This is a genomic window from Plantactinospora sp. WMMB782, assembly GCF_049179135.1.
GTDB lineage: Bacteria > Actinomycetota > Actinomycetes > Mycobacteriales > Micromonosporaceae > Plantactinospora.
In genome coordinates this window covers 750312-762437 of the sequence record NZ_JBMHMC010000007.1, presented here as the reverse complement: position 1 = coordinate 762437, position 12126 = coordinate 750312, and the positions used below count along the sequence as shown (strand labels likewise).

10 protein-coding genes are annotated in these 12126 nt (G+C 72.1%); 6 read left to right on the top strand and 4 right to left on the bottom strand.

The window, feature by feature from the left end; translation table 11 throughout:
* Positions 1-267: 267 nt before the first annotated feature.
* The 5 genes from ACN28A_RS05365 (at position 268) to ACN28A_RS05345 (ending at position 4109) form a co-directional block, all read left to right on the top strand.
* A complete protein-coding gene (locus ACN28A_RS05365; RefSeq protein ID WP_421392948.1) occupies positions 268-801 on the top strand; it encodes a hypothetical protein in 534 nt (177 codons plus the stop codon).
* Between the two features lie 330 nt (positions 802-1131).
* Complete coding sequence (gene rplU, locus ACN28A_RS05360) at positions 1132-1446, top strand: 50S ribosomal protein L21 (RefSeq protein ID WP_278063662.1); 315 nt, start codon at positions 1132-1134, stop codon at positions 1444-1446.
* A 29-nt stretch (positions 1447-1475) separates the two neighbouring features.
* Positions 1476-1733, top strand: coding sequence for a 50S ribosomal protein L27 (rpmA, locus tag ACN28A_RS05355; RefSeq protein WP_278063661.1), 258 nt, complete (start codon positions 1476-1478; stop codon positions 1731-1733).
* A 183-nt stretch (positions 1734-1916) separates the two neighbouring features.
* Entirely contained in the window at positions 1917-3395 is a 1479-nt protein-coding gene (gene obgE, locus ACN28A_RS05350) for a GTPase ObgE (protein WP_421392945.1), read from the top strand.
* A gap of 264 nt (positions 3396-3659) precedes the next feature.
* Positions 3660-4109 carry a GNAT family N-acetyltransferase gene (locus ACN28A_RS05345; protein WP_421392943.1) on the top strand — a complete coding sequence of 150 codons (450 nt, stop codon included), beginning with the start codon at positions 3660-3662 and terminating at the stop codon, positions 4107-4109.
* A 125-nt stretch (positions 4110-4234) separates the two neighbouring features.
* Here ACN28A_RS05345 and trpS read toward each other — a convergent pair whose 3' ends face one another.
* The 4 genes from trpS to ACN28A_RS05325 all read right to left on the bottom strand — a co-directional run bounded on the left by trpS (position 4235) and on the right by ACN28A_RS05325 (position 9447).
* Entirely contained in the window at positions 4235-5275 is a 1041-nt protein-coding gene (trpS, locus tag ACN28A_RS05340; protein WP_421392940.1) for a tryptophan--tRNA ligase, read from the bottom strand.
* 263 nt (positions 5276-5538) lie between these two features.
* The gene (locus ACN28A_RS05335) at positions 5539-5922 is read right to left on the bottom strand and encodes a hypothetical protein (protein WP_421392937.1); all 384 of its coding nucleotides are present in this window, start codon (positions 5920-5922) and stop codon (positions 5539-5541) included.
* A 237-nt stretch (positions 5923-6159) separates the two neighbouring features.
* Positions 6160-8883: a PQQ-dependent sugar dehydrogenase gene (locus ACN28A_RS05330; RefSeq protein ID WP_421392936.1), complete on the bottom strand. Its 2724-nt coding sequence runs from the start codon at positions 8881-8883 to the stop codon at positions 6160-6162.
* Between the two features lie 345 nt (positions 8884-9228).
* Positions 9229-9447: a DUF397 domain-containing protein gene (locus ACN28A_RS05325; RefSeq protein ID WP_101371446.1), complete on the bottom strand. Its 219-nt coding sequence runs from the start codon at positions 9445-9447 to the stop codon at positions 9229-9231.
* A 71-nt stretch (positions 9448-9518) separates the two neighbouring features.
* Here ACN28A_RS05325 and pepN point away from each other — a divergent pair, with 71 nt between their 5' ends.
* Positions 9519-12089: an aminopeptidase N gene (pepN, locus tag ACN28A_RS05320; RefSeq protein ID WP_421392934.1), complete on the top strand. Its 2571-nt coding sequence runs from the start codon at positions 9519-9521 to the stop codon at positions 12087-12089.
* The last annotated feature ends 37 nt before the right edge of the window (positions 12090-12126 follow it).

Sequence of the window (12126 nt, the reverse complement as noted above, 5' to 3'; positions counted from 1 at the left end):
GACGCCGTACTGATCCTTCCGCGTCGTACCCGGCCTGCACGCTGACGCCCGCCCGGACCTGACGTTGTCGTCAGGTCCGGGCGTTGCCGGGTACGGGATGGTGGCGGGTACGGGATGGTGGCGGGCCTTGGACTTGGGTTTCTGGCGCCGGGGCTGGCTAGGCTGGTCACTCCCTCGCGATCCCCCGATCGAGCCCTGACCGGTCGCCGGCCACCGCCGGTACCTCCTCGCGGGGGACCAGCCGCACCCCCGGAGGAGACGAAGACGATGCGACGCCTGCTGGTGACCGCCGCTATCACCGCCGCGCTGTTCGCGGCGGCCGGCTGCTCGGGTGAGCGCGACGGCGCCGCGCCCGGCCCGTCCGGCACCCCGTCGAGCGGGACGGCACCGTCCCCGGGTGCCGGGACGCCGGGCAGCAGCCCGGGGGGCCCGTCCGGATCGCCGGCGGTGGCGGACACCAGGCCGGCGGTCGGCAATGGTAAGGAGGTCTGCGAGGCCGCCACCAAGGCCGCCACCTCCTCGGTGCAGACCTTCGTCTCGGAGCTGGGCAAGTCGCTCCAGGCGGCCGGGGCCGGTGACACCGCCGGAGCGCAGACGGCGCAGCGCAAGGCTGAGGCGGCCCTGCGGACCTGGGGCGACGCGATGCGGGAGCAGTCCGCCCGGGCCACCGACGAGCGGCTCAAGACGGTACTCGCCGAGATCGCGACCGAGGTCGGCACGATGAAGGCCACCGTCGAGTCCGTGGACGAGAACAGGCTCGAACAGTTGCAGCAGCGGCTCGACCAGCTCTGCGCGACCTGACCCGACCCAGCCGGCATGCCGGGAGCCGGCACGGCGGTGCGGCGGTGCGGCGGTGCGAGGGCATGACGGCACGGCGGTGCGAGGGCACGACGGCACGGCGGTGCGAGGGCACGACGGTGCTCCGGGCGGCGGGCGGCGGGGCTGGTCACCGGCTCACGCAGCGACCCCGGGCGTGGGGCCGGTTTGGGTGACGGGCCCGCCATGGCGTACGCTAGCCTGCGGCGCAGATTACGCGCCACGTTCTCGCGTGCCCGTCCCCGCACCCCGTGCGGTCGAGCGGGCCGTCGCGAACAACCACCCGCAGCCTCAACGACAGGGAGTCCGCGTCCGATGTACGCGATCGTCAAGACCGGCGGCAAGCAGTACAAGGTCGCCGAGGGCGACGTGATCGAGGTCGAGAAGCTGGTCGGCCAGCCGGGCGACGCGGTCAAGCTCGCCGCCGTCCTCCTCGTCGACGGGGACAACCTGGTGACCGACGCCGGGCAGCTGGCCAAGGTCGCGGTGTCCGGCGAGATCGCCGAGCACACCAAGGGTCCGAAGATCCGGATCCACAAGTTCAAGAACAAGACCGGCTACCACAAGCGCCAGGGTCACCGCCAGCCGTTGACCAAGGTCAAGGTGACCGGCATCTCCAACGGCAAGTAAGCCCCAGCGGAAAGACAGGTCGTCCTCAGATGGCTCACAAAAAGGGTGCGTCCAGCTCGCGGAACGGTCGCGACTCCGCGGCACAGCGGCTCGGCGTCAAGCGGTTCGGTGGGCAGGTCGTCAACGCCGGCGAGATCCTGATCCGGCAGCGGGGCACCAAGTTCCACCCCGGTGACCTGGTCGGTCGCGGCGGCGACGACACGTTGTTCGCGCTGGCCGCCGGTGCGGTCCAGTTCGGCACCAGGCGCGGCCGCAAGGTCGTCAGCATCGTGCCGTCCGAGCGGTAACGTCAGCTTTCCGGCGGAGCGGGCCGCGGACCTGGTGTCCGGGCCCGCTCCGCCGTTTCTCGTCCGTACCCGTCGACCGGACCCGGCCTCCTCGGCCGGCTGGCGGGGGGCGGGCCCGGGCCGGCGGGCGGACCTGGGTCGTATCCGGTGCCGACGACCGGCACCGATGAAAGGATTGGCAGCGTGACCACGTTCGTTGACCGGGTCGTACTGCACCTGCAGGCCGGTGACGGCGGGCACGGTTGCGTCTCGATCCATCGGGAGAAGTTCAAGCCGTTCGGCGGGCCGGACGGCGGCAACGGCGGGCACGGCGGAAGCGTCTCCCTGGTGGTCGACCCCCAGGTGCACACCCTGCTCGACTTCCACTTCCGGCCGCACGTCAAGGCCGAGAACGGCAAGGGCGGCGCCGGTTCCAACCGGGACGGCGCGAACGGGCAGCACCTGGTGCTCAAGGTCCCGGACGGCACGGTCGTGCACGCCATGGACGGTACGGTGCTGGCCGACCTGACCGGCGCCGGCACCACCTTCGAGGTGGCCCGGGGCGGTCGTGGCGGCCGGGGCAACGCCTCCTTGGCCAACGCCCGTCGCAAGGCGCCAGGCTTCGCCGAGCTGGGCGAGCCCGGGGACCGGCTGGACGTCGTACTCGAACTCAAGAGCGTGGCCGACGTCGGCCTGGTGGGTTTCCCGTCTGCCGGCAAGTCCTCGCTGATCTCGGTGCTCTCGGCGGCCAAGCCGAAGATCGCCGACTATCCGTTCACCACGCTGGTGCCGAATCTCGGTGTGGTCCGGATCGACGAGCACACCTTCACGGTCGCCGACGTACCGGGGTTGATCCCGGGGGCGGCCAGCGGCAAGGGGCTCGGGCTGGCGTTCCTGCGGCACATCGAGCGCTGTGCGGTGCTGGTGCACGTGGTGGACGCGGCCACCCTGGAGCCGGGGCGCGACCCGCTGGCCGACATCGACGCCATCGAAGCCGAGTTGTCCGAGTACGGCGGGTTGACCGACCGGCCCCGGCTGGTCGTACTCAACAAGATCGACGTACCGGACGGGCGGGACCTGGCCGAGATCGTCCGGCCTGACATCGAGGCGCGTGGCCTGCGGGTCTTCGAGGTCTCGGCGGTGACCCGGGAAGGGCTGCGCGAGTTGACCTTCGCACTGGCGGAGCTGGTCGAGCAGTCCCGGGCGGTGGCGCCGGACCTGGAACCGACCCGGATCGTGATCCGGCCGACAGCTGTCGACGACGCCGGCTTCACCGTCGAGGCGGCACCGGACGGCGCGTACGTGGTGCGTGGGCAGCGGCCGGAGCGCTGGGTCAAGCAGACGAACTTCGACAACGACGAGGCGGTCGGCTATCTGGCGGACCGGCTGGCCCGGCTCGGCGTCGAGGACCAGCTCGCCAAGGCCGGTGCCGAGCCGGGCAGCCTGGTCCGGATCGGCGAGCGGGAGTTCGACTGGCAACCGACGCTGTACGCCGGTGCGGAGTACGTGCCGAGCGCCCGGGGCACCGACAGCCGGTTGGCCGAGCAGGTGACCCGGCCGACCGCGGCGGAGCGGCTCGCCGCCCGCAAGGCCCGGCGGCAGCGTCCGTCCGGCGAGCCGGTCGAGGAGTCGGGGCCGGACGGCAGCGTCCCGCCGCCGGTCGACCGCCTCGACGAGGACTGACCGCGCCAGACCGTCATCTCCCTGCGGAGCGGCGTCATCTGTCCACGGGGCGGCGTCACCTGCCCCGTGCAGAGGCGTCGTCTCCGCACGGGGGGCGTCATCTGTCCACGGGGCGGGCGGCGTCGTCTCCGCACGGGGCGGCGTCACCTGCCCGCGACAGTCGTCGGCGATTACGACAGGTGCGGATGATTGGTCCTCTACGCTCCGTGTCGGGGCCACCTGGCCGAAACCTTGCCGCAACGGCCGGTGGTTAGCGTCCGTGCTGTGCTGATCGAGTCGCGTGCGTCGTCGGATCCCGAGCTGGCCGCCCTGGTGGTGGCCCAGCAGCGTGAGCTTCGGGAGGCCGACGGCAGTCCGGGCGGGCACGTGTTCGTACCGCACGACGACGCCCGCTATCTGGTCGGGGTGCTCGGCGGCCGGGCGGTCGTCTGTGGGGCGATCCGGGCGCTGGACCGGGACACCGCGGAGATCAGGCGGATGTACGTGCGGCCGGCGTACCGGGGTCAGGGCCTCGCCCGGCAGCTGCTAGGCGCGCTGGAGGAACTCGCTCTGCGCTCCGGGCACACCGTGCTGCGGCTGGAGACCGGCAGCCACCTACCCGGTGCGATCCAGCTCTATCTCTCGTCCGGCTACGCGGAGATCCCGGTCTACGGCGACTACGCCGGCAACCCCTACAGCGTCTGCTTCGAAAAGCGACTCCCGGTCCCGGCCTGACCCCGCCCCGCCCCGCTCCGCCCCGCAGGGGAAGATCGCGCTCTTTCCCTGGAAGAGTGGTCTCGGGACGGGCCGAGGCCACTCCTTCGCCGAAGTAGTGCGATCTTCCCCGAGGGCGGCGCTCTTCAATGGCTGAGCAGGCCGATCGCGTGTCTGGCCCGGTGCACCGTGTCGGCGGCGTTGTCCCGGGCGCGTTCGGCGCCGTCGGCGAGTACCCGCCGGACGTAGCCAGGATCCCGGGCCAGCTCGGTGTGGCGGAGCCGGATCGGCCGGAGCATCGCCTCGACCGCCTCGGCGACCGCGTTCTTGAGTTGGGCGTACGAGCCGTAGTCGGCGGCCAGGACGTCGGGCGGGCTGCCCAGGCAGGAGGCCAGGATCTCCAGCAGGTTCGCCACGCCGGGGCGGCGGATCGGGTCGTAGCCGACGGTGCGCGCCGGATCGGTCACCGCCCGCAGCACCTTGCGGCGGATCACCTCGGGCGGGTCGAGCAGGAAGATCGTCCCCGCTCCGCTCGCGTTGGTCTTGCCCATCTTCGCGGTCGGGTCGGCCAGGTCCATCACCCTGGCCGAGACCGCCGGTAGGACGCCCCGGGGCACCGTGAAGGTCTCGCCGTACCGGGCGTTGAACCGGGTCGCCACGGTCCGGGTGAGTTCGAGATGCTGGCTCTGGTCCTCGCCGACCGGCACCTCGTGCACGTCGTGCAGCAGGATGTCGGCGGCCATCAGCACCGGATAGCTGAGCAGGCTCAGCCGGACGCGGTCCCGCTGCGCCGACTTCTCCCGGAACTGGATCATCCGGTGCGCCTCGCCGTAGCCGGTGGCGCACTCCAGCAGGTAGTGCAGCTCGGTGTGCTGCGGCACCTGGGACTGCACGTAGAGCAGTGCCCGGTCCGGGTCGAGGCCGGCGGCGAGCAGCACGGTGGCCTGTTCCAGGGTGAGCTCGCGGATCCGTGCCGGTTGGTGGCTGACGGTGAGCGCGTGCAGGTCGGCCAGGAAGACGATCGTCTCCGTCCGGTACTGGCCGGCGACCATCGGCCGGATCGCACCGACCAGGTTGCCCAGGTGCAGGTGACCGGTCGGCTTGAGCCCGGTGATCCGGCGTACCACCGGGGTGCTCGGGGTGGCGAGTGCGCTGGGTGCCGGGAGTGGTGTGCTGCTCGGGGGCATGGCAGGTGCTCCTTACCGGTTCGGCCGCCGCCTCCGGGAGCACATCCGAAACGGCCGCCCGGAGGCGGCCGCTGGCTGTTGATCGGGTACGCGGATGCGTGGGCCGCCCGTCAGGGCAGCCACCAACCGTTCGAGGTCATCCGCACGCGTCCACGGTAGCAGGACCGGCAGCCGACGGAGCGTGCCGAAGAGGGTCGGTTGTCGTCGGGGCCATCGGGGGCCGGTCCTTCGTCGCCGTCGCAGCCGCAGTCGGTCGGGGGTGATCAGGTCAACCAGTCGACGAGGAGCTGTACCGGAATCGAGGCGAGCACACCGAGTGCGAAGAACAGCAACTGGTCGCGTCGGCTGACCCGTCGCAGCCGGTTGTGCCGTACGTCGATCGCCGAGGCGACGAGGCGGGTGATCACGCGTACGTCCGCCGTGCTCACCGCGGCGATCCGCTCCTGGCTCGCGATCCGGGCCTGCAGCGATTCCAGGGTCTGTGACTGCCGGCGTACCTCCGCGTCGAGCTGTGTGGCCAACTCGGCCGCCTGTCGGAGGGCGTCGAGCACCTGGGCGACGGAGTTGGCACTGGGCGGCGGGACGACCGGCACGGCCGCGCGGTCGGAGGAGCGGACGTTTCGCACCGGAAACCCGAAACGGGGCACGGGCACTCCTCAAGAGAGAGGGTGCCCGTGATGACGACACAGCCATTTGGGGCGACTCCCCCCAAGGTTCTGGGGTCTTGCCCACCTTGCCGGTGGATCGGCAGAGGTTGACCGTGCCGGGACAACGCTAAGTACCTTCATGGTAACTCCGCGATGCTCGTCCCGGCAAGCGGCGGTGGGCGTTGGCGCTCCCGCGACCGGCGGTGGCAGGGCCCCGCCGGTCGCGGGATCTCCGGATCAGCCGTTCGGCACCACGCCGACGTTGAGTTCGGCCACCGAGGTCCACCGGTTGCCGCCGACCTCACCGAGGGCGCGGAGCCGGACGTACCGGCCGCTTGTCGGCGGGATCGTCACCGTCTGTTCGGCCGCGCTGTTCGGGAAGGTGCCGGTGGCGACCGGCGTGCCCCAACTGCTCCGGCTGTTCGAGACGTACACCTCGTAGCCGGTGATCCGACCGCCGGTGTTCGAGCCCTGCCGGGGCAGGTAGTACAGCCGGTTGACCGTCCGGGCGCTGCCCAGGTCGAGGTCGATCCAGTGCGGGTGCGCCGGGTTGGAGAGCAGCCGCTGGGTGTGCCAGATCGACGAGCTGTTGCCGTCGCGTACGTTGTTGCCCCGGCCGTTGACCAGCAGTGTCTCCTGGCTGTCCACCCCGGCGACGCTCCACGCCGACTGCGGCAGCCGGACGCTGCCCGCCTGCGGGTTGAAGGTCGCGGTGTAGCTGACCGGGGTGGCCGGTGCGGTGACGACGTGGGTCTGCGCGCCACCGTCGGACCAGGAGCCGAAGACGTACGTCACGCCGCCCTGGCTCTGCGGGGTGACCGCGCTTATCGTGTTGCTCGACCCCTGGATGACGGTACGGGTGAACGGCGCCGCCTGTGCCGTGCCGCCGAAGACCAGTTGCAGGCCCGCCGGGCTGGAGTTGAAGGTCAGGTCGACGGTCTTCGGGTCGAGCCGCACGCTCGTGCTGTGCGACAGCCCGCCGTTGTCCGTGGCGGTGAGCACCAGCTCCAGGTAGGACGGATACTCGTGGTCCGGCCCGAGCATGCTGCCGCTGCTGCCGGTGAAGTCCTGCAACGTGTGGGTGTGGCAGTTGTCCAGCGTGTAGCAGTGGTGCAGCAGCATCCGCCAGTGCAGCGCACTGGCCGGCAGGGTGCCCTGGTCGGGGTCGGTGGCGTGCCCGGTGAAGCTGATCGGGTCGTTCACCGCCCAGGTGAAGTCGTCGCCCGGGGTGTCGATCACCGCGGTCGGCATGCTGTTGCCGGTCTGGATCGGCACCGTCTGGGTGCCGGAGGCGTTCAGCGTGTCGTAGACGGTGAGCCGGGCGGTGTAGGGGCCACCGGCCGGATAGGTGTGCGTCGCCGTCGCCGTGGTGGCGTCCACGGTGCCGTCGTCGGTGAAGTCCCACTCGTAGCGCAGCCGGCCGGCGTCGGCCGGGTCGGCGTCGGTGGAGCCGGTGCCGTCGAAGTTCACCGTCAACGGCGCGCTCCCCGAGGTGGGGGAGGCGGCGATCGACGCGACCGGCGGCTGGTTGCCGGGGAAGTAGCGGATCCGGCGTACCGAACCGGCGTGGTCGACGTAGTAGAGGTCGCCACCGGGCCCCGTCGCCAGGTCGACCGGGTTCGCCGCCGCGCTGCCGAAGGTACGCCGGTTGGCCGCCACCGGCACCCCGCCGGGTGCGCTGGGCAGCATCGCCCAGATGCAGTCCCGGGAGTAGTCGGAGAAGAAGAGCGCACCCGCGTACTCGCCCGGATAGCTGCCGCCGGCCGCCGGGTAGAACGCGGCACCGGAGACCGAGGAACCGCCGGTCGGGCACGCCTCGTTGGCCACCACCCGCTCCGCGTGGTCGTACGCGTAGAACGGCGCCGTCTGCCCGGCACCTGAGTAGAGGCTCTCGCACAGGTCGAGGTTGGCGCTGTCGTAGCCGCTCTGCCGGCCGGTCCCCTCGAAGCAGGGCCAGCCGAAGTTCGTCACCCCGGCGGTCGGGTCGACCACCCGGTTGACCTCCTCCCAGCGGTTCCAGCCGACGTCGCCGGCCCACACCTCGTTGGTACCGGGCCGGATGGCGAACCGGAACGGGTTGCGCAGCCCCTGCGCGACGATCCGCCGGACGTTCGGGTCGGGGCTGGCCGCCGACGGGTTGCCCGGGGCGGCGGCGCCGGTCAGCGGGTCGAGCCGGAGCACGGTGCCGTCCAGGCTGGTCGGGTCGGCCGTGGTCCGGGAGTCCTGCGAGCGCAGCGCGCCGCCCTCGGCGGTCGGCGGGCTCATCGTGCCGCCGGGCGGGTCGGCGCAGGGGTTCGGCGGGCTGCCGAGCTGTCCGTAGTCGACCCGGTCGTAACTGGCGCCGTCCCCGGCGGTGGCGTAGAGCATGCCGTCGGCACCGAACCGCAGGTCGCCGGTGGCGTGGCTGGCATACTGCTGGCACCAGTCGTCGATGAAGACCTGTTCGGTGCCGGTCATCGTGTTGCCGGCGGCGGTCAGCCGGGAGAGCCGGCCGGTGATGATGCACCGCCCGCTGTTGGTGCCGCCGACCGAGGCGCAGTTGTCGTTCCAGTACGGCGCGGTCTCGCCCGGTGGCGCGTCGTAGGCGTAGAGCACGTAGACGTACGGCTGGGTCGGGAAGTTCGGGTGCAGGGCCAGCCCGAGCAGTCCCCGGTCGTGCTGGTTGTGCACGTTCGCGGAGAGGTCGGCGAAGACGGTCGCGGTGGTGTCGGCGAGGTCGTCGTACACCTTGATCCGGCCGCCCTTCTCGGCGACGAAGACCCGGCCGTCCGCGGCGAACTCGATGTTCGTCGGCTGGTTCAGTCCGGTGAAGACGACCTGTTCCTGGAAACCGGTCGGCAGCACCACCGCGGCGGCGGGTGCCGTACCGGAGATCGGCGCCGCCAGCGCGGCGACCAGGCCGACCGCGACTCCTGTCCTCAGTAGACGGCTCAGCGGTGACGGTCGTGCGGATGATGGCATTCGTTCCCCCAACTTGGCGCAGCTCCAAGTAGTGCACTGTGCGACCCGCGCACCGGTCCGGGACCGGTGCACAAAGGATCTGTCACGCTAGGGGGCAAGGCGGGGGCCGGCAGCTCGACCCCGCCCGTACTGAACATCTCGTGACTACGGGCTAACCGTACGTCGTCTCATGTTTGCGGATGATGCCGCCCGGATCATGACGCAGCGCCTCGCCGGTTCATCGGAGAGTGCCCGGCCGGTCGGGCGAACCGGTCCCGTCCGACCGGCCGGGCACCGGCACCGCGCCGGTCGGGTCGCCGGCACCGCGCCGGTGGGCTCAGGGCGCCGGCTCCGTGGTCAGTACAGCTAGTCGAGGTCGAACTCGCCGTCCTGGGCGCCGGCCACGAAGGCGTCCCACTCCGCCTGGGTGAAGACCAGCACCGGACCGTCCGGCTCGGCGGAGTTGCGCATGCCGATCAGGTCGTCGACGAACGCGATCTCGACCGCGCCCTCGGAGTCGTCGCCCTCGGCCCGCTGCCACACGGCACGCGAGAGGTCGAAGTCGCCCTTGGGGTGCTGCGCCATCGTCGGTTCCTCCATCGGTGGAATCTGCCTGGGACCGAGCCGCCTGCGGGCTCATCGTGCAGGATAAGCGGATGCCGAGCCTGACCCGGGTAGCGGCGGCGGAACGCGCCGCCCTGCTCACCGTCGAGTCGTACGACGTCGAACTCGATCTCACCGGCCCGGCGGAGCGGTTCCGTTCGGTCAGCACCGTCCGGTTCCGCGCGGCCATCCCGGGGGCCGCCACCTTCGTCGAGGTCCGGCCGGCCCGACTGCTCGGCGTACGCTGCAACGGCGTCGACCTCGACCCGGCCGCGCTGGCCGACAACCAGTACCCGCTGACCGGGCTGGCCGCCGAGAACATCCTGGTGGTCGAGGCGGAGATGGCGTACTCGAACAGCGGGGAGGGGCTGCACCGGTTCGTCGACCCGGCCGACGGCGAGACCTACCTCTACGCGATGTCGGGGATGGACAACGCCCAGCGGATCTTCGCCTGCTTCGACCAGCCCGACCTGAAGGCGCCGGTGAGCCTGACCGTCGTCGCTCCGGAGGGGTGGACCGTGGCCGGCAACGGTCGGCTGGCCGCCGGCCCGACGTCCGGATCGACGTCCGGATCGACGTCCGGATCGACGTCCGGATCGAGCTGCGGCCGGTGGGTCTTCGCCCCGACCCCGCCGCTGGCCACCTACTTCGTGACCCTGGTCGCCGGGCCGTACGCGGTGCTCCGGGCCGAGCACGACGGCATCCCGCTCGGCCTCTACTGCCGGCGTTCGATCGCCGAGGTCCTCGACCGGGACGCCGACGAGATCCTCACGGTCACCCGGCAGTGCCTGGACCGGCTGCACGAGCTCTTCGGGGTGCGTTACCCGTTCGACAAGTACGACCAGGCGTTCGTGCCGGAGTTCAACATGGGCGCGATGGAGAATCCTGGCCTGGTCACCTTCCGGGACGAGTTCCTGCACCGCTCGGCGGTGACCGACGGCCAGCGGGAACACCGGGCGAACGTGATCGCGCACGAGATGGCGCACATGTGGTTCGGCGACCTGGTCACCCTGCGCTGGTGGGACGACCTGTGGCTGAACGAGTCGTTCGCCGAGTACTTCGGCAGCCGGGTCACCGCCGAGGCGACCCGGTTCGACCGGGCGTGGACCACCTTCGCGTTGCAGCGCAAAGCCTGGGGGTACGCCGCCGACCAGCGCCCCTCCACCCACCCGGTCGCCCCGGCCGAGGTGGTCGACGCCGCCGAGGCGCTGGCGAACCTGGACGGCATCTCGTACGCCAAGGGTGCCGCCGTGCTCCGCCAGCTCGTCGCCTGGGTCGGCGACGACGCGTTCCTGGCCGGGCTGCGCGGCTATTTCGCCGCACACCGGTTCGGCAACGCCACCCTCGCCGACCTGCTGGCGGCGCTCGCCACCAGCAGCGGTCGGGATCTGACCGGCTGGGCCGAGGTGTGGCTGCGCCGGCCGCGGACCAACACCCTGCGCGTCGAGGTGCGGCGCGACGACGCCGGGCGGTACGCCGAGGTGGCCCTGGTGCAGAGCGCGCCACCGGAGCATCCGGTGCTCCGCCCGCACCGGATCGGGGTCGGACTCTACGATCCCGACCCGGCCGGCGCCGGGACCGCGCTGCGGTTGCGGCAGCGGATCGAGGTGGACGTCGACCCGGCGACCGACGGGGGTCGTACCGTGCTGGACGGCTTGACCGGGCTGCCGGCGGCCCGGTTGCTGCTGCCCAACGACGGCGACCTGACCTTCGCCAAGGTGCGCTTCGACCCGGACTCGGTCGCCGCCGTACCGGCGATCCTGCCCGAGTTGGCCGACCCGCTGGCCCGGGCGCTGGTCTGGGCCGAGGCGCTGGACGCGGTGACCGACGGCGAGCGGCCGGTGGCCGGCCTGGTGGCACTGGTGGTGGCCGCCCTGCCGGCCGAGACCGAGGTGGTCGTGGTGCAGGACGTGCTGAACCGGGCCCGTGACCTGGTCGACCGCTACCTGGACCCGCAGGTGCGCGGCGCAGCCCTCGAGCAGCTTGCCGGGGCCTGTGCCCGGCTGCTCGCGGTGGCGCCGTCCGGCGGTTCGGGGCAGCTCGCCGCGGCGCGCGGGTGGATCGGGTCGACCGTGGACGCCGCCGGACTGGCCGGCTGGCTGGCCGGCAAGGAGGTGCCGGACGGGCTGGCCGTCGACGCCGAGCTGCGCTGGGCGGTACTGCACCGGCTGGTCGTACTCGGCGAGGCGGGGGAGCCGGAGATCGCCGCCGAGCAGGAGACGGACCGCAGTGCCAGCGGGGCGGAGTGGGCGGCGACCTGCCGGGCGGCGCTGCCGGACCCGGCCGCGAAGGAGCGCGCCTGGGCACTGCTGGTCGGCGAGACCGGCCTGTCGAACCGGCTGCTGGAGGGGAGTGCGCGCGGGTTCTGGCAGCCGGAGCAGGCGGAACTGGTCGACTCCTACGTGGAGCGGTACTTCGCCGAGATGCCGGCGGCGGCGCTGCGGCGTACCCCCTGGGTGGCCGACCGGGTCGCCGGGCTGGCCTATCCGCGGTACGCCGTCTCGGCGCGGACCCGGGAGCTGGCGGCGGCGCTGCTGGATCGGGCGGAGCTGCCGCCCGGCCTGCGTCGGGTGGTCGTCGACGCCGACGACGACCTGCGCCGGGCACTCGCCGCCCGGCGCTGACCGCCGCCCCTGGCCGGTGCGCCCGGCTCCGGATGCC

Coding starts and splice junctions, on each gene's coding strand:
- ACN28A_RS05365 (WP_421392948.1), top strand. CDS start 268: ATGCGACGCCTGCTGGTGACCGCCGCTATCACCGCCGCGCTGTTCGCG.
- rpmA (WP_278063661.1), top strand. CDS start 1,476: ATGGCTCACAAAAAGGGTGCGTCCAGCTCGCGGAACGGTCGCGACTCC.
- ACN28A_RS05325 (WP_101371446.1), bottom strand. CDS start 9,447: ATGGCGCAGCACCCCAAGGGCGACTTCGACCTCTCGCGTGCCGTGTGG.
- ACN28A_RS05330 (WP_421392936.1), bottom strand. CDS start 8,883: ATGCCATCATCCGCACGACCGTCACCGCTGAGCCGTCTACTGAGGACA.
- trpS (WP_421392940.1), bottom strand. CDS start 5,275: ATGCCCCCGAGCAGCACACCACTCCCGGCACCCAGCGCACTCGCCACC.
- rplU (WP_278063662.1), top strand. CDS start 1,132: ATGTACGCGATCGTCAAGACCGGCGGCAAGCAGTACAAGGTCGCCGAG.
- pepN (WP_421392934.1), top strand. CDS start 9,519: ATGCCGAGCCTGACCCGGGTAGCGGCGGCGGAACGCGCCGCCCTGCTC.